This window comes from Edaphocola flava (assembly GCF_004118155.1).
Classification (GTDB): domain Bacteria; phylum Bacteroidota; class Bacteroidia; order Chitinophagales; family Chitinophagaceae; genus Edaphocola; species Edaphocola flava.
Genome location: NZ_SAIQ01000003.1, coordinates 454,277 through 480,390, shown reverse-complemented (window position 1 = coordinate 480,390; position 26,114 = coordinate 454,277). Strand labels below are relative to the sequence as shown.

General features: G+C 45.0%; 22 protein-coding genes. 15 read left to right on the top strand and 7 right to left on the bottom strand.

The features are described 5' to 3' along the window. Positions 1-4 precede the first annotated feature (4 nt). From EMP01_RS11650 to EMP01_RS11635, 4 genes are all read left to right on the top strand, one after another. Positions 5-2,446 carry a PIG-L family deacetylase gene (locus EMP01_RS11650; protein WP_129021698.1) on the top strand — a complete coding sequence of 814 codons (2,442 nt, stop codon included), beginning with the start codon at positions 5-7 and terminating at the stop codon, positions 2,444-2,446. Positions 2,447-2,541: 95 nt separating this feature from the next. Next, positions 2,542-3,279: a DUF2071 domain-containing protein gene (locus tag EMP01_RS11645; RefSeq protein ID WP_129021697.1), complete on the top strand. Its 738-nt coding sequence runs from the start codon at positions 2,542-2,544 to the stop codon at positions 3,277-3,279. A 4-nt stretch (positions 3,280-3,283) separates the two neighbouring features. Further along, positions 3,284-4,009, top strand: coding sequence for a 4-hydroxy-tetrahydrodipicolinate reductase (gene dapB, locus EMP01_RS11640; protein ID WP_129021696.1), 726 nt, complete (start codon positions 3,284-3,286; stop codon positions 4,007-4,009). Between the two features lie 35 nt (positions 4,010-4,044). Next, the gene (locus EMP01_RS11635) at positions 4,045-5,445 is read left to right on the top strand and encodes a phosphoglucomutase/phosphomannomutase family protein (protein WP_129021695.1); all 1,401 of its coding nucleotides are present in this window, start codon (positions 4,045-4,047) and stop codon (positions 5,443-5,445) included. A gap of 71 nt (positions 5,446-5,516) precedes the next feature. Here the strand turns inward: EMP01_RS11635 and EMP01_RS11630 are convergent, their stop codons facing one another. Together EMP01_RS11630 and EMP01_RS11625 are read right to left on the bottom strand one after the other, a co-directional pair. Then, positions 5,517-6,005: an SRPBCC family protein gene (locus EMP01_RS11630; protein ID WP_129021694.1), complete on the bottom strand. Its 489-nt coding sequence runs from the start codon at positions 6,003-6,005 to the stop codon at positions 5,517-5,519. Positions 6,006-6,011: 6 nt separating this feature from the next. Further along, positions 6,012-6,320: an ArsR/SmtB family transcription factor gene (locus EMP01_RS11625; protein WP_129021693.1), complete on the bottom strand. Its 309-nt coding sequence runs from the start codon at positions 6,318-6,320 to the stop codon at positions 6,012-6,014. An 889-nt stretch (positions 6,321-7,209) separates the two neighbouring features. Here EMP01_RS11625 and EMP01_RS11620 point away from each other — a divergent pair. From EMP01_RS11620 to EMP01_RS11595, 6 genes are all read left to right on the top strand, one after another. Continuing rightward, entirely contained in the window at positions 7,210-7,785 is a 576-nt protein-coding gene (locus EMP01_RS11620) for a TlpA family protein disulfide reductase (protein ID WP_129021692.1), read from the top strand. Between the two features lie 19 nt (positions 7,786-7,804). Next, the gene (locus tag EMP01_RS11615) at positions 7,805-8,494 is read left to right on the top strand and encodes a thioredoxin family protein (protein WP_129021691.1); all 690 of its coding nucleotides are present in this window, start codon (positions 7,805-7,807) and stop codon (positions 8,492-8,494) included. 147 nt (positions 8,495-8,641) lie between these two features. Next, positions 8,642-10,171 (top strand): 2,3-bisphosphoglycerate-independent phosphoglycerate mutase, encoded by a 1,530-nt coding sequence (gene gpmI / locus EMP01_RS11610; protein WP_129021690.1) that lies wholly within the window; start codon positions 8,642-8,644, stop codon positions 10,169-10,171. Positions 10,172-10,183: 12 nt separating this feature from the next. Further along, positions 10,184-10,987, top strand: a complete 804-nt coding sequence (map, locus tag EMP01_RS11605; RefSeq protein ID WP_129021689.1) for a type I methionyl aminopeptidase — start codon at positions 10,184-10,186, stop codon at positions 10,985-10,987. Positions 10,988-10,997: 10 nt separating this feature from the next. After that, positions 10,998-11,498, top strand: a complete 501-nt coding sequence (locus EMP01_RS11600) for a YkgJ family cysteine cluster protein (RefSeq protein WP_129021688.1) — start codon at positions 10,998-11,000, stop codon at positions 11,496-11,498. 118 nt (positions 11,499-11,616) lie between these two features. After that, positions 11,617-12,717 (top strand): lipase family protein, encoded by a 1,101-nt coding sequence (locus EMP01_RS11595; protein WP_129021687.1) that lies wholly within the window; start codon positions 11,617-11,619, stop codon positions 12,715-12,717. Between the two features lie 442 nt (positions 12,718-13,159). Here EMP01_RS11595 and EMP01_RS11590 read toward each other — a convergent pair whose 3' ends face one another. Next, positions 13,160-14,332: a hypothetical protein gene (locus EMP01_RS11590; protein WP_129021686.1), complete on the bottom strand. Its 1,173-nt coding sequence runs from the start codon at positions 14,330-14,332 to the stop codon at positions 13,160-13,162. Between the two features lie 184 nt (positions 14,333-14,516). Here EMP01_RS11590 and EMP01_RS11585 point away from each other — a divergent pair, with 184 nt between their 5' ends. Beyond that, on the top strand, positions 14,517-15,707 hold the full coding sequence (locus tag EMP01_RS11585) for an MFS transporter (RefSeq protein ID WP_237559530.1): 1,191 nt from the start codon (positions 14,517-14,519) through the stop codon (positions 15,705-15,707). Positions 15,708-16,240: 533 nt separating this feature from the next. On the opposite strand, the gene EMP01_RS11580 is transcribed toward EMP01_RS11585, so the two are convergent. From EMP01_RS11580 to mqnB, 4 genes are all read right to left on the bottom strand, one after another. Next, positions 16,241-18,508 carry a cation:proton antiporter domain-containing protein gene (locus EMP01_RS11580; protein ID WP_129021685.1) on the bottom strand — a complete coding sequence of 756 codons (2,268 nt, stop codon included), beginning with the start codon at positions 18,506-18,508 and terminating at the stop codon, positions 16,241-16,243. Positions 18,509-18,675: 167 nt separating this feature from the next. Then, positions 18,676-20,607, bottom strand: coding sequence for a DNA primase (gene dnaG / locus EMP01_RS11575; RefSeq protein ID WP_129021684.1), 1,932 nt, complete (start codon positions 20,605-20,607; stop codon positions 18,676-18,678). Between the two features lie 9 nt (positions 20,608-20,616). After that, a complete protein-coding gene (locus tag EMP01_RS11570; protein WP_129021683.1) occupies positions 20,617-21,042 on the bottom strand; it encodes a putative signal transducing protein in 426 nt (141 codons plus the stop codon). A 30-nt stretch (positions 21,043-21,072) separates the two neighbouring features. Continuing rightward, positions 21,073-21,753 (bottom strand): futalosine hydrolase, encoded by a 681-nt coding sequence (mqnB, locus tag EMP01_RS11565; protein ID WP_129021682.1) that lies wholly within the window; start codon positions 21,751-21,753, stop codon positions 21,073-21,075. A gap of 108 nt (positions 21,754-21,861) precedes the next feature. On the opposite strand from mqnB, the gene EMP01_RS11560 reads away from it, so the two are divergent. From EMP01_RS11560 to EMP01_RS11545, 4 genes are all read left to right on the top strand, one after another. Continuing rightward, positions 21,862-22,839 carry a T9SS type A sorting domain-containing protein gene (locus EMP01_RS11560; RefSeq protein WP_129021681.1) on the top strand — a complete coding sequence of 326 codons (978 nt, stop codon included), beginning with the start codon at positions 21,862-21,864 and terminating at the stop codon, positions 22,837-22,839. 137 nt (positions 22,840-22,976) lie between these two features. After that, entirely contained in the window at positions 22,977-23,387 is a 411-nt protein-coding gene (locus tag EMP01_RS11555; RefSeq protein WP_129021680.1) for a 6-pyruvoyl trahydropterin synthase family protein, read from the top strand. 13 nt (positions 23,388-23,400) lie between these two features. Then, complete coding sequence (gene folE / locus EMP01_RS11550) at positions 23,401-23,997, top strand: GTP cyclohydrolase I FolE (RefSeq protein ID WP_129021679.1); 597 nt, start codon at positions 23,401-23,403, stop codon at positions 23,995-23,997. A 46-nt stretch (positions 23,998-24,043) separates the two neighbouring features. Then, the gene (locus tag EMP01_RS11545) at positions 24,044-25,360 is read left to right on the top strand and encodes a tetratricopeptide repeat protein (RefSeq protein WP_129021678.1); all 1,317 of its coding nucleotides are present in this window, start codon (positions 24,044-24,046) and stop codon (positions 25,358-25,360) included. The last annotated feature ends 754 nt before the right edge of the window (positions 25,361-26,114 follow it).

Genomic DNA, 26,114 nt, shown 5'->3' with positions numbered 1-26,114 from the left:
AGACATGAAACGTTTATTACTACTACTTTCGATATTATGCAGCCGGTATGCTACCGCGCAGCAGTTTCGCCCGCAGCCCTCATCGGCTATCTTCCAGGAACTGCAACAGTTACAGCGACTGGGTACCGTAATGTACATCGCAGCGCATCCGGATGATGAGAATACCCGGCTGATCACCTACCTGGTACACCACGATCATATCAATACCATTTATCTGTCACTTACCCGTGGAGACGGAGGACAGAATATACTGGGCAATGAACAGGGTGCTGCACTGGGACTGATCCGTACCAATGAAATGATGCGGGCCCGCCAACTGGACGGAGCCGGTCAGCTCTTTACCCAGTTTGTCGATTTCGGTTTCAGCAAGTCGCCGGATGAGACCTTCTCTTTCTGGAACAAGACAGAAGTGGTGAATTCTGTAAAACAAGCGATACAACAGTATCGTCCCGATGTGCTGATCTGTCGCTTTCCTACAACAGGCGAGGGCGGGCACGGACAACATACTGCTTCTGCAATAGCGGCTAAACTGGCTTTTGAAGAACTGCAGGCCAGTACTGATCCCAATATCTGGAAGCCCAAACGATTATTGTTTAATGCATTCAAATTTGGGACCAGCAATACGATTCGCGAAGGGCAATTCCTGCTGCCGATCAACCAGTATGATCCTTTACTGGGCGAGAGTTACGGAGAACTGGCCGGACGCAGCCGCTCAGAGCATAAGAGCCAGGGAGCGGGCACTCCGCAGACCTATGGTATTGCCAATGAAAATTTTGAAGTACTGGGTGGTGCACCCATGAGCAAGTCGCTTTACGATGGGGTAGACACTTCATGGAATAGAGTAGGTGCGCCGCAGATCGGAAAGCAGATTGCTGCGGTTGTCAATCGTTTTGATTTTACCCATCCCGAAAAAAGTGTGGAAGCCTTAGTGAAGATCCGCAAGCAGATCGTGGCACTGAATATTAAAAATGCCTTCTGGAGCAAAACTAAACTGGAAGAACTGGACCGAATTATCCTGCACTGTGCGGGTATACAAGCCGAGGCCCTAGCGGCAAAGCCAACCGTGAGTAATGGGGATAGCCTGCCGGTTACGCTCAACATTACTTCCCGTATGAATGGTGTGCAACTTGCTGCTGTATACTACAGAGATCGGAACAATTGCATACCGGCTGCTACAGCTATCGGTAATGACAGTGTACGTACCTTGTCATTCGCCTTCCCGGTTACCGCGCAGGTACCGCTTACAGAGCCTTTCTGGATGCAGCAGGAGCAGAAAGAACATAAATACATCTATCCGGCTCCGTATAAAAACGAAGCCTTGAATATACCGGACTTTGTATTGTCCTTACAGATCAATATAGGTGCAGAGGCATTTACGCTTCCGGTGCCGATTTCATACAAACAGCTGAACCCGACCCGCGGCGATGTAATAGAGCCGGTACGGGTAATGCCTGTGGCGGACATTGAACCACTGCAACCTATGCTGGTGGCCGAACCGCAAAAAGATCTGCAGACCTCGGTACGCATTACAGTACGCCAGCCAATAGATCAGGCCACATTACTGGTATATCAGGATAAAGATATCGTGGCCCGCAAAGCATTGTCTGCTTTGGCTAAAGACAGCCGTTCTGTTATCGATATTACCATTCCGGCAGCAGCACTGAAGCAAGGTCCGGTACTAAGATATGTACTGGAGTCCGGTAATCAGCAATATGACAAAACGCTGCACCTGATACAGTATGAACACATTCCTGCCTTACAGTATTTTGAACCGGCGCAATCGGTGCTGGTGCAGAAAAACTGGGTTGCTCCGAAAGTACAGAAGATCGGTTATATAGCCGGTGCCGGAGATAAGGTTGCTGAAGCCCTCTCCCTGAGCGGGTTTGAGGTGAGTATGCTGAGCGATGCTGATCTGAGTCATCCTGCCGGTCTGGCCAAGTATGATGTGATCGTTTGCGGCGTAAGGGTCGCCAATGTGCGTAAAGACCTGGCGCGCTACATGCCTGGTCTCTGGCAGTATGTAGCCCAGGGCGGCAGGGTAGTGATGCAGTACAATACCAGCATGGGACTGGAATTGCCCGAATTCAGTCCTTTGCCACTGAGCCTGTCCCGTGACCGTATTACGGATGAGAAAGCGACTGTTACCTTTATTAACCCTGCCGATCCGCTGCTGCAATATCCCAATGTAATCACCAGCAAAGATTTCGATAACTGGGTGCAGGAGCGCGGTATCTATTACCCTTCTAAATGGGATAAGGCTTATGTGCCTGTATTATCTATGCAAGACCCTGGCGAGCAGCCGCTCAACAGTGCGATCCTGTATGCACCATATGGTAAAGGATGGTTCGTATATACCGGCCTGGCCTTTTTTCGCCAATTACCAGCGGGAAATGTTGGCGCAATGAGATTATTTGTTAACTTGCTGCACGTAGGTATGAAGCCCTAAAGGGATTGTTAAAGTTTTTATGTTATTTTGCGAAGAACCTTTTCGTTAGATAGTTTCGTACCCGAAAACCGTGAATTATTGTTCGACCAAGCGTAATGGAAGTATTTAAACCTGAAGAAATTTTAAAATCTACTGCACATCGTCCTTTCCCAATGCCTAATCAGGACTGGATTGTACTGAGTGAATGGAGTGATGTGCTGATGCTGCATTGGAAAGTTGATGCCAGTACAGTAAAGCGTATTTTGCCTAAAGAGCTGTCTATCGATACTTTTGAGGGTGGTGCCTGGGTGACTATTTGTGTGGCCAGTGTAGAAAATTTCATGAACCGCTTCTTTACCGTCATCAAACAAGGCTTTAGTTTCGACCAGGTAATCATGCAGACTTATGTGATCCATAACGGAAAGCCGGGCCTGTACATCTTTAACCAGGAGCTTGAAAAATCATTTACAAAAAACCTGTACAAAAGACTGTTCAAGCTGAAACCGGGCGAGACGGAGATCGTGAGAGAACGTAATGATGAAGAGCATAAATTCTTTGCCAAAAATGACCTGACCGGATTCAAACTCGGATTGAAATATAAGCTGGGTGCAGAGATCAAAGAATCTGCCCTGGAGTCCTGGTTGTCTAACCGCTTCAGATACTTCTACGAAAAACAGAATAACCTGTACGAATACAGTGTGCATCACAAGGAATGGAATTTTCAGGATATAAAACTGGAAAAATTCCGTTCACATTTTGTGTATGGCGGCCTGGAGCTGATGCATACCCCCGATTTTATACATTACTCCCCAGGCATTCAAAAACTGTTCTGGCCTAAATTTTTAATAAAGTAACCATATGAAAATTGCATTGATTGGATACGGTAAAATGGGAAAAACCATTGAAAGGATTGCCCTGAGCCGTGGCCATGAAATTGTCCTGAAAATAGGAAGAGAAAATAGTGAAACCTTTACTGCAGAAGCAATCAAACAAGCTGATGTAGCCATTGAATTTACCCAGCCGGAAGCTGCGCTGGAGAATGTATCCAAATGCCTGAAGGCAGGTGTACCGGTTGTTTGCGGTACCACCGGATGGAATGAAGATGTGCCGAAGGCAGAAACCTTGTGTGCGGAATATAATACCGCCATGATCCAATCATCGAACTTTAGCCTGGGGGTAAACATTTTCTTTGCAGTAAATAAATACCTGGCGCAACTGATGGACAAGCAGGATGCCTATAATGTACTGGTAGAAGAAACCCATCATCTGCAAAAGCTGGACGCACCAAGCGGTACAGCCATTACCATCGCAGAGCAGATCATACAGCAACTGTCCCGTAAAGATACATGGGCTAAAGAAAGAGAAAACAATCCTGCAGAACTGGCGATCAAAGCTTATCGTGAGCCGGAAGTGCCGGGTACCCATGTAGTGACCTACCACTCCGAGATTGACGATATCGAGATCAAGCATACGGCACATACCCGCGATGGATTTGCCCTGGGCTCTGTACTGGCTGCAGAATTTCTGAAAGGCCGTCAGGGGGTATTCACCATGCAGGACGTATTATTTCCCGACAAAGCATAACCTATTATTATACTCCAAAAATATTATACTCCATAATGGAAAAAATTAAATTCGGTACCGATGGATGGCGTGCCATTATCGCAAAAGATTTTACCGTACAGAATGTTGCCAGAGTCTCTAAGGGTCTGGCTGACTGGTTATATACCAAAACCCAAAAGCCATCTGTTGTTATCGGACACGATTGCCGTTTCGGGGGAGCATTGTTTGTAGATACCGTTACCCGCGTACTCTGCGACAATGGGATTAAGGTATATGCTGCCAAAGGGTTTGTAAGTACCCCTATGGTTTCCTATGGCGTATTGGCCAAGAAAGCAGACCAGGGTGTTGTAATCACTGCATCTCATAACCCGCCTGCCTATAACGGGTATAAATTAAAAGGTGCTCATGGCGGACCGACCAATCCTGGCGATATCGCCGAGGTTGAGGCCCTGATCCCGGATCAGTACACTGTTCCGGAAGAGAGTATGGAGCACTATGAGCAGAAAGGCTTGCTGGAGTTCATAGACCTGGAGCAAATGTACCTGGATTACCTGCACACCAAATTTGACTTTGCACAGCTGAACAATTCGGCATTCAAACTGGCTTATGATGCAATGTATGGTGCCGGACAGAACGTAGTCAGAAAACTGATGCCATCTGCTGTATTACTGCACTGTGAGCATAATCCTACATTTAACGGAACGGCTCCGGAGCCATTATATAAAAATACCAAAGAACTGGCGGCGATGATGAAAAACACATCGGAGCTGAAGCTGGGCCTGGTTACAGATGGTGATGCAGATCGCATTGGTCTGTATGACGAAGACGGAAACTTTGTAGATGCACATCATATCCTGTTGTTACTGGTACACTACCTGGCTAAGTATAAAAAGATGACCGGTAAGGTAATTATCGCCTTCTCTGTGACTGACCGTGTTAAGCGCATGTGCGAGCAGTATGGTCTGGAAGTAGAGGTGACCCCGATCGGCTTTAAATACATCAGTGAAAAAATCGTAACAGAAGATGTGCTTGTTGGCGGTGAAGAGAGTGGTGGTATTGCAGTAAAAGGCCATATCCCGGAAAGAGATGGTATCTACGACGGACTGGTATTACTGGAGTTTATGGTGGCTACCGGCAAATCGCTGAAAGAGCTGATACAGGAAGTGTATGATGTGGTAGGACCATTTGTATACCAGAGAGATGATCTGACCCTGCCTAATGAACTGAAAGAAACCATCATCAACAATGCTGGTAATGATGTGTACAATAGTGGTTTTGGCAAATATGCCGCTACGCATGTAGAGAAGATCGACGGCGTGAAATACCACCTGGAGAATGGTGGTTGGGTAATGCTGCGTGCATCCGGTACAGAGCCATTGCTGCGTATCTATGCAGAAGGCAGCAGTGAGGAAGAAACACTGGACATCCTGAAAGCAGTAAAAGAAACAATCCTGTAATTAATAAGGTATTGATATAAAATAAACCCGGCGTATGGCGCCGGGTTTATTTGTTTTTAGGGAATTTGTGCTTACAGACTGTCCAGCAATGCTTCCAGCTGGTTCAGGCCCATGCTGTAGCCTTGTTCGAAGCCCATATCCACCAGCGTTTGCAGGTCTTTTACGTCCTGGAATTGCAGTGTATTGGTCACTCTCGTACCTTCTGCAGTTTCTGTAAATACATTAGTCCAGTCCGTAAGTGGCATTTCCGGATTCATTGTTCCGTTTTCGTCACAGAAACCATCTTTGCCTTTGAAGCTTTTCATCGGATCTATGGTCACGAAATCGGCACGGGACCAGTGTTTTTCGTCATTAGGTCCTACCATGGCATACAGCCAGTAGCCCCCTTCAGTGAAGTCCATATGCTTGGTCTCGGCTTTCCAGGGTTGCGGTCCCCACCATTGGTCCAGCAATTCCTTTTCGGTAAATGCACGCCATACTTTGTTCAGTGGCGCATTGAAGTCTCTCGTGATCTGGATGGTTTTTGCGGCCAGATCTTTTTTGATTTGAATGTTTTGCATAGTACTTTAGGTTAATTGGTTTAATAATTGGTCTAGCTGATCGAAGCGGCTTTCCCACATCTTGCGGTACGGCTCAACAAAGTCGGCTACTTCTTTCATTTTATGAGGATTAAAGTGATAGTAAATCTCTCTTCCGGATTGCTGCTGCGTGAGCAGTTCACATTCCGTCAGTATTTTAATGTGCTTGGAGACAGCTTGTCTCGAAGTATGAAAATGTTCCGCAATTGCATTGGGAGTCATTGCCTGTAAAGCAATCAATGCTATAATGGCTCTTCGGGTCGGGTCGGCAATTGCCTGAAATACATCTCTTCTCATATCATGTCCTGGTTTTTTATATGCAACCGTTCATTTGCAAATATAAGTGCAATTGTTTGGTTGCGCAAAATGTTTTTATAATTTTTAAGAATAGGGTATGGGTGGAGATATTAAATAATCCGGTCTGATTCGGTAATTAAAAACATAATATAATTACTGACTATCCGTATGTAGTCACTATTTTCTTCGTCCTTTTGTCTGGCAACAAAAGGACCAAAAATGCCTTTGTTTTCATCAAGGCGATTGCGGGGCACCGCCATTTTGTACCGTTGCGTGCATTGATCGTCTGAGCTTAACGTGTGATCCGTTCGCTGCTCAACGATCGCAGCTCCACTCCAAAATAGCTATCGCTGTGATGAAAACAATAAGCGATCTGTACAAATACAGATCGCTTAGAATGGCCTTATAAATCCGGCGTTAATAAAATCATTGGCTCGGTCGATAAAGTCGGAAACCACTGTCTGAACGAAGTGAGTCTGGTTTGCGACCGACCGACACATTGATTTTTAGCCAGGGATTTATACAGCCTTGATTTTTTGGCGGTACCTTTTGCATCAAGGCAAAAGGTAGCAAAAGATATATAGGATACTTAAATCATAATGCTAAACTTTATTTCCTTTAAGCGGATACTCAGTATATAATTTTAGCTTACTTAAATACCAATCTGAGATGAGGCTCATTACACTTGCTGTCTTACTGTTGTAGGGCAGTTGGGGGTGCTCCGCAATATGAAAAACTGGTCGTTGATGATATTACGAAAAGCCTGTAACCATATACTGAGGGATATGTACAAACTATGTATTTGTAAAGTTATGTTATAAAACAGGGGCAGATTTAAGGTTCTGCCGATATTGTAATACTTTTAAAGAAGGATTAAATCAAGTTATTCATGAAAAAATCTGTTTTAGGCTGGGCTGCATTGTGCAGCATTTTTATAGCAGCCTCCTGTAATAGTGTAAATGACTCTGAAAACCCTCAAAAGGGGCCTTCGGAATCTGAGGCACCGGCAAAGCCATTGCCCGCCGCAGAAAACCCTGAGGTAACCGTGATCAAATATGAACAATTACAAAGTCGGCTGCAACAGGACAATGATACAGTATATGTAGTCAACTTCTGGGCTACCTGGTGTGGTCCTTGCGTTAAGGAGCTGCCGCATTTTAAATCGTTCAGCGACCGTATGGCTAAAGAGCATAAACCTTTCCGCCTGATTATGGTATCGCTTGATCAGTCCGATATACTGCAGGATAAAGTAGTGCCCTTCCTGAAAGAAAGAAATATCAATGCACAGCATTACCTGCTGGATGATAATACCCGCATGAATGAATGGATTCCTAAATTTGAGGCTACCTGGTCCGGTGCCATTCCGGCAACTTTTGTGTATGAGAAAGGAGAGAAAAGAGCATTTCATGAAGGTTCACTGGATGAAAAGGGCCTGACCCAATTGCTGCAATCATATGTACATTAACCCCTCAAAACATAAATACATGAATAAACTGATGCTCCTTTGCGGTGCTGCTGTATTATCAATGGCATCCTGTGCCGGTAATTCTGATGCTACAACGGCAGAAGCCGCTACCGTTGCAAAAGATACCACTCCTTCGACACCTGCAGCCCCTGCGGCAAAAGGTTATGCTATAGGTGATGCAGCAGCTGACTTCTCCCTGAAGAATGTTGACGGTAAGCAGGTGGCCCTGGCTGATTACAAAGATGCCAAAGGGTTCATTGTAATCTTTACCTGTAATCACTGTCCTTATGCAAAGGCTTACGAGCAACGTATTATAGACCTGAACAAGCGCTATGCAGATAAAGGCTACCCGGTTATTGCCATCAGTCCTAATGATCCTGCAATTGAGCCTAAAGACAGCTATGAAGAGATGCAGAAGCTGGCTAAGGCCAAAGGATATACGTTCCCGTACCTCATCGATGAAGGACAGACGGTATACCCTGCATTCGGAGCCAATAAAACACCGCATGTATTTATCCTGCAGAAAGAAAATAACCAGAACATCGTAAAATATATCGGTGCCATTGATGATAACTACGAGCATGCCGATCAGGTGAAACACCGCTATGCAGAAGCTGCTGTCGATGCACTGCTGGCCGGTAAGCCGGTAGAAACGACCAAGACGGTGGCCATCGGCTGTGGCATTAAAGATAAAAAAACTGAATCTTAATTCCTTTCAATACAACAACGATACATTGCGGCCTTTATGGGTCGCATTGTTATTTATATAGACCAGGTTGATACCACGCCCGGTAAAATCATATAAAAGTGACTACATATTTTTAATATTAGCAGCATAATGATAACTTTGCATTCTATGAGTAAAAAAGCCATGCTGATCATTATGGATGGATGGGGAAAAGGACTGGTGCCGGCTTCCGATGCCATCCGTGCTGCCCACACACCTTACACAGATAATTTATATCATCAATATCCCAATAGTGAAATCATTACCTGCGGCGAAGTGGTAGGCTTGCCTAATGGACAGATGGGGAACTCTGAGGTCGGACACCTGAACCTGGGTGCCGGACGCATTGTTTACCAAGAGTTACAACGGGTCAATGTGGCCATTAAAGATGGTAGCCTGCGCCAGAACCCGGTACTGGTTGCTGCATTTGATCTGGCTAAGGTGAAAGGAACTAAAGTACACTTTGTCGGACTGGTGAGCAACGGAGGGGTGCATTCACATATCGATCACCTGAAGGCTTTATGCAGCTATGCAGAGGATGCGGGAGTGCCTCAGTATTACGTACATGCATTTACCGATGGCCGCGATACCGATCCTAAAAGCGGAGCCGGATTTATTCAGGAACTGGACAATGCCCTGACCGGTACCCGTGGTCGTATTGCAACCGTAATCGGTCGTTATTATGCCATGGACAGAGATAAGCGTTGGGAAAGAATATCAAAGGCTTATGACTTGTTGACTAAAGGAGCCGGTACGCCGACCAATGATTTTGTGCGCAGTATAACATCTGCCTATGAAGAGCAGGTGACTGATGAGTTTATGATGCCGCTGGTACAGTGGGATGAGCAGGAGCAACCAATAGGGATGATACAGGATGACGATATCGTGATCTGTTTCAATTTCCGTACCGACCGTTGCCGCGAGATTGTAGAGGTACTGACCCAGCAGGCATACCAGGAGTATAATATGCATCCGCTTAATCTGCACCTGGTTACGGCTACCGAGTACGATGCTACGTTTAGAAATGTATCGGTAATCTTTTACAAAGACGATCTCAAAAATACATTAGGTGAAGTATTGCAAAATACTGGTAAAAAGCAAATTAGAATAGCTGAAACTGAAAAATATCCGCATGTAACATTCTTCTTCTCCGGAGGGCGTGAGGTGCCGTTTGACGGAGAGTCGCGCATTATGAAGGCTTCGCCTAAAGATGTGCCTACCTATGACCTGAAGCCGGAAATGAGCGCTTATGAGTTAAAAGACGCCATTATCCCGGAAATTGAGGTACAAAGTGCTGATTTCATTTGCCTTAACTTTGCCAATGCCGATATGGTTGGCCATACCGGAGTATGGGAAGCCGCTATTAAGGCCGCAGAAACCGTAGATCAGTGTGTGTCGGAAATCGTACCTAAAGCCCTGGAAAATGGCTATGCAGTATTCCTGACGGCAGATCACGGCAATTCTGATTACCTGGTGAACGAAGACGGTTCGCCGAATACGGCTCATACCTTAAACCCGGTGCCCCTGTTCCTTATTTCAAATGACTACAAGGGTAGCCTGCAGAACGGTAAGCTGGGCGATATTGCTCCTACCATACTGCAATACATGGGTATTCCTATTCCGGAAGAGATGACCGGAAACATTTTAATTGAAGCATAAAAAGAACTATAAATGAGTTTATATAAAACTAACGAAGAAGTTGAAATTCAAAGAGAAAGCTGTCTTATGGTAAGCAATACACTTACAGAGGTAGCCAAGATCTTAAAGCCAGGTATGACTACATTATCTATCGACGAATTTGCTTTTGAATTCATTAAAGATAATGGCGGCAAGCCATCCTTTAAAGGGTATCATGGTTACCCTTACTCCCTGTGTATTTCTGTAAATGAGCAGGTAGTACATGGTTTTCCAGGCAAATATGAACTGAAAGAAGGTGATATCGTTTCTATCGACTGTGGTTTCTATAAGAACGGTTTTCATGGAGATCATGCCTATACCTTTATTATGGGTGAGGTGCCTAAAGAAGTGCTGGACCTGGTGCGTATTACCAAAGAATCCCTGTTCCTGGGTATCAACCAGGCAGTGGTAAACAACAGAACCGGTGATATCGCTTTTGCTATTGAAAATCATACACATGGCAAACATGGTTACGGAGTGGTAAGAGAACTGGTAGGTCACGGTGTGGGTCGTCAGATGCACGAAGATCCTCAGGTGCCTAACTATGGCCGCAGAGGCAGCGGTAAGCGCCTGGTCGAGAATATGGTACTGGCTATCGAACCGATGATCAACCTGGGCACCCGCCACGTAGAAACACTGGAAGATGGCTGGACGATCGTAACCCGCGATAACAAGCCTTCCGTACACTTTGAACACAATGTATGCGTGAAGCCGGGCAAGCCGATTATCCTGTCTGATTATGCCCGTATCGAAGCGGCTGAGAAGCAAAATATAAACCTGAATTCTTCTTACTATTAATTGATCCTCAATGGATGTAGCGAAAATACTTAAAGCTGCGGAGAAAGACCGTAAGAAGCTTACAGCCTTCCTGCAGAAGTTTGACGAAATTGTTCCTCCCGATCTCAGCGAGATCGTGGAGGAAGAAGATCGTAAGATGTGGGCACATACAGACTGTATGGCCTGTGCCAATTGCTGCAAGACCATGACCCCGATCTTTACAGAAGAGGACACTGCCCGCATTGCGGCGCACCTGGGTATAACACCTGAGGCCTTCTTCGAGCAATACCTGGAGGTAGAAGAAGAAACCGGCAGTACCATCAATAAAGTATTTCCCTGCGTCTTCCTGGTAGATAACAAGTGCAGTATATATGCAGTGCGCCCGATCGACTGTGCAGAGTTTCCGCATCATGACAAGCGCCCGTTTGATGATTATAACGAGACATTTATACAGAATGTACACCGTTGCCCCGCTACATACGAGCTGGTTTCCAGACTAAAGGAACGTATCGAATCGGAATATGATTTTTAATTAGAATGACTTTATATAAAGCTAATAAATTACTGTTTGTCAGTTTTTAGTGTGTATTGGTATGGTGAAGGAAGGGTAGAGCTGGCAATCGTATTTAACTCCTCTAAATACCTGTGTAATGAACAGATCTCTTACCTTTCTCCTGCTGATGCTGTGTACATGGTGCACACAAACCCTTAGCGCCCAATCTTTAAAACCCGGTTTTGACCGCGATGAGTACCGCCAGATGATGTACATCTCTGCCCGTACCGGAGCCGGTAGTCCGGATTACTACAAGGACTTTCCCGATCCCGATTATAAGATGCTATACCGATCTGGTACAATGGGTTTGGAAAATCTTTGGGATTTCTGGATCAGCAATACTGGCGACCAGGCCGTGATCAGTCTGCGGGGCACCACAGAGAAATCAGAAAGCTGGTTGAACAACTTTTATGCTGCTATGGTTCCTGCAAAAGGTAGCCTGCAGCTCGATAATTCCTTCAGGTTCGATTATGACCTTTCTGCCGATCCTAAAGCTGCAGTTCATGTAGGCTGGCTCCTGAGTACCGGCTACCTGAGCCGCGATATTATGCCTAAACTCGATTCGGTATACAAAGCCGGTATCAAAAATGTGATCATCATTGGGCATAGTCAAGGTGGTGCCATAGCCTATCTGCTGAATGCCTACCTGTACCGCCTGCAGGATAATGGTAAATTGCCTAAGGACTTACGCATCAAAACTTATTGCAGTGCGGGGCCTAAGCCAGGTAACCTTTATTTTGCCTATGATTACGAAGCACATACACAAATGGGATGGGCTTATAATGTGGTCAATGCTGCTGACTGGGTGCCGGAAACACCTATGTCTATACAAGCGCTGAACGACTTTAATACCATCAATCCTTTTAAGAACGCCCGCAAGATCATACGCAAGCAACCATTTCTACAGCGTACCGTTATGGGGTATATGTTCGGCAAGCTTGACCGTCCGACCCGTAGGTCACAGCGCATCTATGAACGCTTCCTGGGCAAAAAGGCCGGAGGTATAGTTACCAAAACCCTGAAAGAGTACAAGCAGCCAGCATACTATCACAGCAATCACTATGTGCGTACCGGCAATCTTATCGTGTTATATCCGGATGCGGCGTATTTCGAAAAATTCCCCAATACCGATCAGAGCCAGATATTTATACACCACCTCCACAAGCCTTATCTCTACCTGCTGGATAAATTGAAGTAGACAATTTTTTCAAAATTAAACATACAATAAACCCTCAGCATCTATTATGCTGAGGGTTTATTATGGAGATAATTTCTTTCAATTGATCTTTAGTTTACATATAATAAGGCCGGATACCACGTATCCGGCCTTATTATATGTAAACTAAAATGAGATATCTCCGCTTCTTTGCACTCCGGTCGATATGACGAAGCAGGAGAGGAAAGCTCAAAGCGACAATGTTGTACGCATTTCAGACCGTGTACTAGCGTAGCTTTTTATTCCCGTCATTTCGAGCACAGCGTAGCGGCGTCGAGAAATCTCCTCTATTTCTCAAGCGATCAGGAGATATCTCCACTAGGCTGATGCTTCGGTCGATATGACGAAGTACTCAGTATAGAATAGATCGCTCAAAAATGGCCTAATAAATCCGGCCTATTCGTATTTGAGCTAATATATATAACTATGGTTTCACCAGGTTCAATGATTGCGGAGCTACAGCATCACCACTGATCAGCAGATGATAGCTACCACTAGCTTGTCCGCTCAGGTCAAGAGAGAGCTGTCCCGCAGCGCTCACCATTTTATGGCCCTGCAGCACACAACGACCTGCAGCATCAACCAGCTGGTAGTGTACTGTACCCTGAGGCAGGCTGTATACCGTAGCCTTATTCAGTACCGGGTTAGGAGCAATGCTGATCTGCGCTCCGGTTTGTACCTGTACAGAGATCACTTTAGAATATATTGTACTGTTATCATCACCAATGGTTTCGAGACGATAATAGATCTTACCATTAATGGCCTCATCCATAAACTGGTGCGCGCCCGCTTTGCCAGCCGGTAAGCTACCGATTGTACTGAAGCGTTTGCCATCTACAGAACGTTGTACGTTGAATATTTTCATACCAGACTCATCAGTCGTAAGCCAGTCTAACTGTACCTGGGTGCCTACCTGACGGCCGGAGAAAGAAGTCATAACCAGTGGAAGCGGAGCTGCGAAGTTGGTCGCATTGATATTATCCACCCCTATGGCACCCACGGTGATACCCGTAGCCGTGATTCTGATTTTGTCTATTCCCTTGAACGCATTATTGCTGGATACATTATAGGTGGTCAAAGGATCTCCATTGCTGGCTGTAGATAAAGAAGTGGTCATGGTCGCTCCACTAACGGCAACATTATTACGATAACCGGTAAGGGTAACACTAGCAATACCATTAGAAGGGGCGCCGTCAATAGATATATCAATAGTGTTCAGGTCAAAAAGAGGTAATCCGTTCGATTTGACTTCTAAAGCAGTAATGACAGTACCGCCACTTTGTGTATAGCCATACACTATTGCCGTCTGTCCCGTATATGGTTCAATACCTATACCGGCATCGGAAGCATTATTGCTGGAAAATACCGTAAAATCGTATCCTGCAACATTTAATGCCGATAAACCTGTGCTGCCTGCCGGATGAATACCCGTAAGGTCTACAAAGGCATTGGTGTATAAACTGTTGAAGTTAGTAGTGCCGGATACAGGTGTACCAGCATAGCTGTTTATAGTGCCCAGGGTGACCGCAGCTAGTAAAAAGGTTTTGAAATAACGCGATGATTGTAAGATAAAGGAACGAAGTACAGTTTTGCGCATAAATAAAAGAGTGTTTTTAAGTGCAGACAAATGTAATAGAATTTATTTGTTACAACTATCTGTATCTTAATATTTTGTGAAAAAATAATTCAGAAATCCTGTATAAATAAATTCAATAGCAGAACCCGGTTGTTTTAAGGAAATTTGCGCTTCCCTCACCACTCCCTCAAGAAACAACGGATCAATGATAGATAAGCGAATATTGCCACTGGCCATCGGTGGTTTAGGCATCGGCACTACAGAATTTACCATTATGGGTTTACTGCCGGATATGGCAAAATCATTACAGGTGAGCATTCCCGAAACAGGACACCTCATCTCGGCCTATGCCTTAGGCGTAGTAATAGGGGCGCCCTTACTCATCGGTTACGCCGTAAAGTTCCCGCCCAGGAAAGTACTTATTGCCCTCATGATCCTTTTTACGATATTTAATGCATTATCTGCGCTCATGCCCGGCTACTGGTCCATGCTTTTTGTGCGTTTCCTGTCCGGTCTGCCACATGGTGCCTTCTTCGGAGTGGGTACCGTTGTCGCCTCCAGGCTGGGAGGGGCAGGGAAGGAAGCCCGGTATATTGCCCTCATGTTCACCGGACTTACGGTGGCCAATCTTGCTATGGTGCCCCTGGTTACCTATATCGGACATACCTATCACTGGCGCTGGTACTTTGCCATCGTAGCCCTGATCGGTTTGCTGGCTTTATTATCTCTGTACCTCTGGTTGCCGGTGATGGAGCACAAAGACGGTGCCCACTTCCGTGACGAACTTAAATTCCTGAAAAACAAACAAAGCTGGTATGTACTGCTCATCACCGCCATCGGTTTCGGAGGACTGTTCAGCTGGTTGAGTTATATTACCCCGCTTATGACCGATATAGCCGGAGTGTCTAAAAACAATATGGCTTATATCATGACACTGGCCGGCGGCGGCATGGTAGTCGGCAACCTGGCTGGCGGTTACCTGACCGACCGCATGGGCGCTGCAAAGGTGAGTATCGTCTTACTTTGCTCCATGATGATTGCGCTGGTTGGCGTATTCTTCTTTTCTGCCAGTCAGCCCGTGTCTCTGGCACTGACCTTTATCTGTGGTGGATTATCTATGTCTATTGCCTCTCCGGTCAATATTATGATGATGCGTGCAGCACCCCATGCCGAAATGATGGCCGCGGCCTTTATGCAGGCTGCCTTTAATGTAGCCAATGCACTGGGCGCTTTCCTGGGAGGCATTCCGCTGGAGTTTGGTCTGCCTTATAACTATCCGGCACTGGTTGGTTTCGGGATGACTTTTATCGGATTGATGATTGCTATGGCTTATGCCCGCAAATACGCCCGTGTACCGGTTGCTCCGGTAGTGGAAGAGACGTTAATCGAACAGTAAAAAATATTTGCTGCTTGCATTGGCTGGCGCGCGCTCCCGAAGCGTGCCTTACACCCCACCTCTGAGGTACCCCCGGGTACCCGAAACCTCAATGAATTCATAAAAAAGCTTAATTCCACCCGGACAAAAGCTGCATGAAGCCACCACAAAGGATAATCGAGGGTATACAATAGCTGCGCGCGAGCAACAAAAAGCTCCGGGCTTCCAGCTTTTTGCTTAATCTCATTTGTATAAAAGCTGCGCGCATTCAGAAAACAGGTGCATCAGGCAATTAAAAAGCTAAATGATATTGACCTTTATTGCGCGTTGAAGCAGGTTTTCTGCCCAAAGATCAGACAAAAGAGTAGATCGATTTAGGTTGTTATAGCACCTATTGTACTGATGATCAGGCCAATCTAGCTTTTGGATCCTTGCATTCAACTTGGAATGGAACACCTTAGCCAATCTCATGAATGGAGCAGGCACCCTAGCGTGTGCTAGCCCTGACCGAACGGCCGGGATGCATCATCATTTTTAAGCCTTAACAAATATGATTACGGTTTCATTACTAAAATAGAGGGCAGGGAAGATAGCCATGTGCTGTGCGTTGTCACGGCACGTTTAAGGCTCTCGATAGAGATCATCATCATATCATTATGATTACGTTGCTCCTCGGTAACCGTCTGCCCCCCGTAGAGTGCAATATGATTCGGAGCCACCTGCTCTATCATCCGGATCGATTCTTTCAGCTCCGGATTCTGGGCTATGGTACCCAGTATATCTACAATCACCACAACAGATTTATTATTCTGGATCAGTTTCTGCGCATAGATGAGCAGGAAGCTATCGCTGATCGAAAAGAAAGGAATCAGTATTCTTTCTGTACTCACCGTCTCCTCCCGGTTGATGAGGATACCTACCGGAATGTTGCAACTGCGTACCAGGGTCTTCATACGCTCGCCCAGTACCGCCTGTCCGAACAGCTTTTCCTTGCCGGTCAGGGTATTGTACAGGCGCTCTGGATTAATGATCTGAGAGGTAACTCCCAGAATGCGGCCCAGCAAAGTGCCGTCAAAAATAGAGGTGCCGGTGCCTAATAGCAGCAGGTCATGGGTGCCCGAATTGGCGGTTTTAATAATTTCTTCTTCTATATTCTGTACTGGTTTGAACACCGTTTTGACCTTCATGGCCAGCGAATCCGAAGCATCATATATGGGCATAAATACCTCCTTCTCATACTCTGCCTGGTTATAGGCATTAATGTCATTGCTAGGGGAGAGGTGCATACAGGTCACCACACTATTGCCAGAAGATTTGCGGGTAAAGGCATTGGCCAGTCGCAGTAAAGCCCTTCCGGTATCACTGTGGTTAAAGGAAACCAGTACTTTATATCTGCCGTTGTTGGAATGCTCCGTTTGTTCGCCCGGACTGCGGCGCCATATTTTATTGATCAGGTCCAGTGCCGGTCCGGTCATAAAGGTAGTAGCCAGTGCCATGAGGACCAGCATGGCAAAAATCTCTTTAGATAATACACCCAGATCATAACCGATATTGAGCACGATCAGCTCCATGAGGCCACGGGTATTCATGAGTGCCCCTATAGACAGACTGTCTTTCCAGGACTGGCCCACAAATCTGGCCGCCAATGCACTACCTACAAATTTGCCCACTACAGCCACCAGAATGATGAGGCCGCAGATACCCCATAAAGGGACATCGTTCAGCAACCCGATCTCTGTTCTGAGACCGGTAAATACAAAAAACAGGGGCAGCAGGATCACTACCGATACATCCTCTACCTTTTCAATAAATACATTGCGGAAGCTGATGTTGGAAGGCATGATCACCCCCGCCATAAAAGCACCGAACAATGCATGGATACCAATCACCTCTGTAGTGTAAGAAGAGATGAGCAGGGTAATGAAGAATATAGCGACCACCGGTCTGCTCAGGGCTTCTTTATGTGCATATTTCTTGCCGATACGGGCCAGCAAAGGCTGTACCACTTTCAGCATCAATATCACATACAGTAGTGCTGCAAAAATGGTGGCCAGGGCACTCATGGCCGATCCGGCTTTTACAATAGCAATTACGGCAGCCAGTATACACCAGGCGGTAATATCATCGGCCGCTGCACAGGTAATGGCTATGGTGCCCAACCGTGTCTTGGACAATCCCCGTTCCTGTACAATCCTTGCCAGTACGGGAAAGGCGGTAATACTCATAGAGATACCGGCAAATAAAGCAAAGGACACGAAGCCGATACCCTGCGGGGCAAATTCGTTATAGAGAAATAAGGCCAGCAGCATGCCGAGGAAAAAGGGGAATATAATGCTGGCATGGCTGATCACAATAGCATCTTTGGCCTTGGATTTAATTACATTCAGATCCAGTTCCATACCGATCACGAACATAAACAGGATAAGTCCGATCTGACTCAGAAACTGCAGGTTACCCAATGAACTGGCTGGGAAGATCACTTCAAACATGCCGGGAAAGTAATGCCCCAGGAAGGAGGGGCCTAACATAACACCGGCGATAATCTCACCAATCACAGATGGCTGGTTCATCTTTTTGAACAGCATCCCGAAGAAGCGGGCTGCCAGGATAATGGTAATAATCTGTAAGAGTAATGTCGCTAAAGGATGGGTAAGATTATGCTTAGTGGTATCCCATATCTGACCCAGGGTATCGGAACTGCCCGAGATTTTGTTCAGCTCTTTCTGCTCCAGGGCATGACCCTGATTAATGATGAAATATATTAATACAGAAAATAGTACAATCGTAAGGGTATAGAAAAGAAGATTGCGCAATTTAGGCATGTAAATAGCTTTTTTAGAGTACAAACTTACTATTCACAATCCGATATGTGCGCACTCTTGTAATGAATAAGCGAAAATTTATAATTAAATAGCACACTCTTATTGTTTTGCCAAAGGGAGATGGTGCTATCCAGAGCAGAATAATGATAGTGTGCTGATATGATCGTCTATCGAACAATCACAATATTCATCAGCTCCTTTTCCTGCTGTTTCAGGAGTATATTGGTACGCACCAGTTTCTCCGCCTCGGCAGGATCGGCACAGCTTTTCAGCTGATCCAGGTTCTCCTGCAGGTAACGTTTCAGCAGTTTCAATTTGAAGTAGGCGAATGAACTGCGTACATCATTCTCATACAGATCCTCCATCCTGGGCAGTTCAATATTGTATTTTTTCTCCCAATTCTCACTAGGCAGGTGTTCTACATGCACCAGGTCTACCACTTTTTCCTTGATCGACTTCATCGGGTGATTGACAAAGAACTGCAGGGGAGGGTGCTCCTGCTTATCGGACCAGTACTGGTAATAGGCCATGGCAATATCATGTGCCAGTGCATTTTCAAAGCTGGTAATATCTACATGCTCAAAGAAGTAATCGGCCACAGAAGGCGATTCTTCATAAGGACGGAATCCATACTCGATCAGCATTTTGATCAGCTGCCATTCTTCTTTATAATCCTTCTGAAACAGGTTGAGCGATTCGCTCTCGCTGCTACTAAGCACATCAGGTTGTTCCTCATATTCACGTGGAGTAGGTTGTCGTGTAGCCTCTCCTTTCTGCTGCTGCTTTACCTTTTCGCGGATAAAGTTGTTGACAATACCAACGAAGGCATCCTCCTCCAGTTTTAATCGCTGTGAGGCTTCTTTTATATAATGCAGTTGTAATGCCGGGTTTTTGGTCCGGTCTATTTTACTGATCGATTCTGCTATTTCATTAACCAGTGCCGACTTTTTAAACGGATCATTCTGGGCTTCTTTCAGGCCCAGCTCCATCATGAAGTCGATCACATCTTTTTTGTGCTCCTGTACATAACGTTCAAAAGCACTGCTGCCGTTTTGCTGCACATAACTGTCCGGGTCTTCACCTTCCGGTAGTAGTACCAGTTTTACGATAAAGTTCTCTTCTAGCGCCATGTCCAGTCCGCGCAGGGCTGCTTTGATACCGGCCGCATCACCATCATATAATATCGTCAGGTTGCGGGTCAGGTGACCGATCAGCTTTAGCTGCCCGGTAGTCAGTGAGGTACCACTGGAGGCCACTACATTCTCTATACCGGCCTGGTGCAGGGAGATGACATCGGTATAACCCTCTACCAGGTAACATTCCTGTTTGTCACTGATCGCTTTGCGCGACTGGTACAAACCATATAAGACCCGGTTTTTGACATACAGTTCATTCTCCGGACTATTGACATATTTTGGAGCCTTATCATTTTTCTTTAGAATACGGGCACCAAAGCCCAGTACCTTACCGGTATTGGCGAAGATGGGGAAGATCACACGACCGCGATAGTTATCAAAGGTCCGTTCCGGTTTTACTTTAATGAGACCGGCTTTCTCCATTAATTCCTGGCTGAACCCTTTGGCAGTAGCCGCTTTGATAAAAGCGTCCCACTGATCCAGGCTATACCCCAGTTTGAATTTTTCTATAGTATCTTTTGTAAATCCGCGCTCGGCAAAGTAGCTGCCCCCGATATTCTGACCTTCTTCGTTTTCTAAAAGAATGTCGTGGAAGTAGTTAGCCGCAAAATCATTGATGATGCGCAGGCTTTCTTCTACCTGTTGCTGGGCCACATAAGACTCGCTGGGTGCCGTCTCATCCAGTTCTATATGGTAAAACTCGGCCAGCCAGCGGATGGCTTCTACAAAAGAGAATTTCTCATGTTCTTCGATAAATGCTACAGCATCACCTCCCTTTCCGCAACCAAAACATTTAAAAATGCCCTTGGCCGGGTTAATATTAAAGGAAGGCGTCTTCTCATTATGGAACGGGCAGTTGGCAATATAATTGGCACCTCTCTTCTTTATGCTGATGAAATGGCCTATTACGTCTACAATATCCGTGTGGTTGAGTACTTTCTGTATGCTTTCGTTCGAGATCATGTGTTGTTGCTAAAAATCTTTACCGCAGTGGAAACAATGCCACTTTTCCTTATCAAACAATGCCGGTGCTATGCGGAAAACCTGCTGTCCCAGAAAGGTTTTGCGGCTCGCATCCACTATAGTCGTATTCTTGCTGCCGCAATAAATACATACACGGTTGTCCGGGTCCAGACCTTCGGCCTGTTCTTCCCAGTAAGCCGGAGTATCCTGCTCCGCATCCGCTTTATTTTCCAGCTGATCCAGCAGGGAGAGGGCGCGTGTTTCGTCCTCTTCTCTGACTTGTAATTTAATACCACCTACAGCAAGGGGCATAAATACCGTGCCCAGATTGTCATTCAGCAAAGTAGAAGGTATGCCATAGGCATCCAGGCTCTGCTGGGTTACATGGGCCGAAAAATAGTCGCCGAATGAACGGATGGTGACCAGTTTACTCATAATAGGCTATTGATAGGGTGATGTGCAAAATTAAGATATATTCTCCAGCAGGGAGATGATAAAGCCATTTAGATTATCAATGGCATCTTTCATCTGCCAGCGGCTTTTGTCACGGGGTTCTATATAATTAGAGATACTGCGTATCTGCAGGTTAGGAATATCCAGTTCATTGCAGACATAGTGCATTGCTGCACCTTCCATACTTTCTATATGGCAGTCATATACCATTTGCTGTATATGCACTGTAGCATCTTCCGGATTGCCGCTGATCTGGTTTACTGACAGCCCCAGTGCTTTGGGCAGCGGATCTATATAGGGCATAAACTCCTGTATAGGATTACTTCTCAGCAAGGCCGCACTGTTGTCTGAAAGGCCCATGGCCAGCAGGTTCAGCAGATTGCCCTCCTGGTCGCGTGCGCCCAGATCAGCGATCAGATCATCCTTTACCCATACGGTGGTGCCCAGGGGAATGCCTGGTTCCAGTACGCCTGCAATACCTAGTTGCAGTACAAAATCGGGACGCTCCTGCATCACCATCCGGGTCAGATTATAGGTAGTCGAGACCAGTCCTATACCGGTACATACCATGCGTATCTTCCAGTGACCGAGGCAGAACCAGCCCATTGGGTCGGCTGTGCCGCAGGTATCCAGGTAGGCCTGTACACCGGCTACTTCAAAAGGAGTGGCAGATATGATCAGGAGTTGCTTCATTTACCAAAGGTAATAAAATCTGAACGGCTGGTTAATGTAGAAAATGTTAATCGTTTCTTGCTTTTATCAACAAATAGTGATAAATTAGTATTAACAAATAATCCTGCCATGAAGAAGTCTTTTTTATACTTTATGATGGCCTTTATGGGCTTGCTGAACTTGCCTGTACTTGCTACCGCCCAGGCTGATTTTGCACCGATAGGGGCGAAATGGTATTACAGTTCGGGTACGTACAATGTAGGCCCTTCTGCACTGCATTTTCAAGGGTACGTATTTCAGGAGTCTGTATCCGATACGGTAATTAATGGTATTACAGCCCGGAAGCTGCAACGCACTTATTCTGCCCGCAATACACAGAATACAATTGTCAGTGGACCGATCAGCAGCATATACATGTACGCTACAGCAGATACCATCTTTAGTTATAATGTTGACTCTAACCGGTTCATGCCATTGTATATATTTAATGTAGCAGTAGGAGATACGCTTACCCATCATTCTATTGGAGCACCGGTGTATCCTTTGTTTGTAAATACCTGGCAAACGGTTGTGGATAGTATACGATACCCGGTATTTAATGGCAAACAGGTAAAAGCAGTGTATCATCATGAAGTGTCTCCGATTGCAGGCTGGGAAAGCCCGCCGTATTACCAGTACTTCGGACAGTTGCAAGGAGAATGGGGTATATATTATCAGCAACCAGCCATACCGGAAGATTATTATACCAGATACGATCTCCGTTGCTACCAGGATGATAGCTTTGATGTACACTTTGCGAATGCATCAATGGCCTGTGATTCCGTACCGCCTGAACCTACCTCTATTGCAGATGTAGATTTCCTGTCCCGCAAACTGTCCGTTTATCCTAATCCGGCTACTGATCAGGTAACCATTATGCTTGATGGCATTGCAATACAATCGGTAGAAGTACTGGATATGCTGGGCCGCAGGGTATTATTGCAGGAATATAAAGCGGGCACTAACAAGACTATGACAGATCTGAGCAATGTAAGCAAGGGTACTTATATATTACGTATCAACACTAAAGATAAAGGGTCGGTATATCGTAAAATCGTATTGAAGTAGGTTTTTATAGTTAAACAATCAATAGCTCAGCCGCAGGCCTTCCGTACAGGATACCTGCGGTTGCTTATTTTGTGAAGATTTAAGAAACGGAAACAAGAAAAACATTTTACCTTTGCCGTGATTATATTTATATATACATGATATATCTTACCCGAGTAGAACATTTCAATGCCGCCCATAAACTGTATAATCCTGAATGGTCGGCTGAGAAAAATTTTGAAGTCTTCAGTAAATGTTCCAATCCCAACTGGCATGGCCACAATTATGAATTGCATGTAACCGTAAAGGGGGAGCCTAATCCTCAGACCGGCTTTGTGTATAATGCCAAAGAACTGAGCCAGATCATTAAAGACGTAGTACTGGAGAAAATAGACCACCGTAACCTGAACCTTGATGTTGACTTTATGGAAGGTAAATTTACCAGCGCCGAAAACCTGGCCATTGGTATCTGGGATCAGCTGAAGCCGCATATCGAAAAAGACGGTGTGCAGATGCACTGCATTAAATTACTGGAAACAAGAAATATATACGTAGAGTACTACGGTTAATCAATAAGAAAGAATGGCTTATAAAAAAATTGAAACGTACGACGAACACACTACCGAAGAATTGTCTTCTTTATACAAATCGGTAATTGTTGCGCTGGGAGAGGATGCAGAGAGAGAGGGATTACAGAAAACACCAGAGCGCATGGCCAAGGCGATGCAATACCTGACGCATGGCTACCAGCTGGATGCAAGAGAAATTCTGAATTCGGCTAAGTTCAAGGAAGATTATAATGAAATGGTTATTGTGAAGGACATAGAACTGTATTCTATGTGCGAGCATCACTTACTGCCATTTATCGGTAAGGCACATATTGCCTATATTCCTAACGGCTATATCACCGGGCTCAGCAAGCTGGCCAGGGTAGTGGATGTATACGCCCGCCGCCTGCAGGTACAGGAAAGACTGACCGACCAGATACTGGCAGCACTGGAGGATACCCTGCAACCATTGGGCGTGGCCGTCGTAATCGAAGCAAAACACATGTGCATGATGATGCGTGGTGTACAAAAGCAAAACAGTACTACGACCACTTCTGCATTCAGCGGGCAGTTCCTTAAAAATGAAACCCGTTCTGAATTTTTACGCTTGATTTCATCAGAATTATCTTAAATTGCGTGGACAAAAAACCATTAAAAGGGGAAAAAAGAAAAAGATCATGAATAAAAAACAATTTGTAACATTGGGCTTAGTACTGGCTACTGCTACAGGTACCACTTATGCTCAGAAAGCAAAGATCAAAGAAGCAAACAATGCTTATGATAAAGCAACCTTGGCGCTGATTGCGGACAATAAAGCCGAAGCCGAAGCGCAGTTAAACAAGGCGAAAGCTGCTGCTGATGAAGCTGTGGCTAATGCAGAAACGTCTGGTAATGCTTCTGCATGGATGGCAAAAGCGGTTACCTACATCAGCATGTCACAACTGCCTGCTTTCCAGGATCAGAAAGCATACAAAGCTGGTTTTGATGCGTTTGAAAAAGCAGTATCCCTCGATGCTAAAATTGAAAATAAAACAGATGGTATTGATGCTGTAGTTAAGAATGCAGGTATTTTCTCATTCAACGACGGTATCTCTGAATTCAATAAAAGTAATTATGATGCGGCTATTGCTGCATTTGATGTAACCAAAAAAGCATTTGGCTACAAAAACGGTGCCTATATCAAAGATAACAAAGCCGTTTATGATACCGTATTGGCACAGGCCAATATGTACAGCGCTTACTCATCATACTACCAGAAAAAATATGATGAAGCAATTCCCAAACTGGAAGCCGCAATGGCCAATCCTGTTACTACAGGAACTGTAGATCTGTACCGCGTTGCAGCAATGAGCTATGGCGAGCAGAAAAATAATGCGAAACAAATGGCTACTATTGAAGCGGCTAAGAAAAAATTCCCGGGCAATAAAGATATCGCTGCCGATGAACTGAACTATTATGTAGCGCAGGGACAGCAAGATCTGCTGGTGAAAAAATTCGAAGAAGCAGTAGCGCAGGATCCTTCAAACCCGCAATATATCAGCAACCTGGGTATCCTGTACTTAAACATGGCTACCGGCAAGGATGGTAATACACCAGCCAATGCAGAAGAAATGTTCAAAAAAGCGGAAGCGCAAATGAAGAAAGCTATTGAACTGGAATCCAACAATCCGATTTACCAGTATCAGTTAGGTAATATGTTTGTACAGAAATCTGATTATATCGCAAACCAGATGAACAAATTAGGGAGCACCAAAGCAGATAATGCCAAATACGATGGTTTATTCAATCTGAGAACCAGCTACCTGAAAGAGTCTTTAACTCCGTTTACTGCCGTTGAAAGAATTCTGGAGCCAAAACAAAAATCAAACAGCATCTCTCCTGATGAAAAAGGATACCTGCTGGAAGCATTACAGGCAATGGGTAAGATCCACGCAGCATTAAATGATCCTGCTAAATCTGCAGAATACAAGGCTAAATTAAAATCTTACGAATAAGTAATAATGAATTGAATAACGAAAAGCAGCGTACTCAAATACGCTGCTTTTTTGTGCAATAAATTGTAGTATCCTTTAGCCGGTTTACAGGAAAGAGGCAGCATATGCTAACTGAGTTATCCGCTTAAAGGAAACAAAGATTGGCCTTATGATTTAGGCATTCTATTTATATCTTTTGGTTCTTTTGTTGCCGGACAAAAGGACGAAGAAAATAGTTGACTACATGTGGATAGTCAGTTTATGCAATAATCTATTCGGATCACCTTTTTAGAAGAACAGCCAAGAGGTATAAAAATATAGGTTCGTATTAGACAATACGAACCTTTCTTGTGTATATGGAATGTTGTGTAAGGAGATTCCGTTCTTGGGGTAAGGAATATTCCTCTTACAACAAACTTTTGCTGCCATTTTACCGGCATTATATAGTAATAGTGGCCTGAGTACAGCAGTTCTGATAGCCACCTGTGAGTGAATTGAATCTTGCTGCGGCGCAAATGTATAGAATGTTAAGTGTATAAAAGAATGTCGTATCGAATGTTTTCAGGTTTACACTTGGTTTGTAGTGAAAATACTACAATAGCGTGGAAAGTTGCCCGATTAAGACTATATTGTAGGTCGGAAACAGATAATTTTGAGTACGTTCTGCTACCGTTTTAAGTACCGGCAAAACCGTTGCAGGATTTAACTTTCCCTTGCTCATAATTTTGCCAATAAATCGTTTATTTTACAGGAAACGCATAAATTGCAGTTCCAA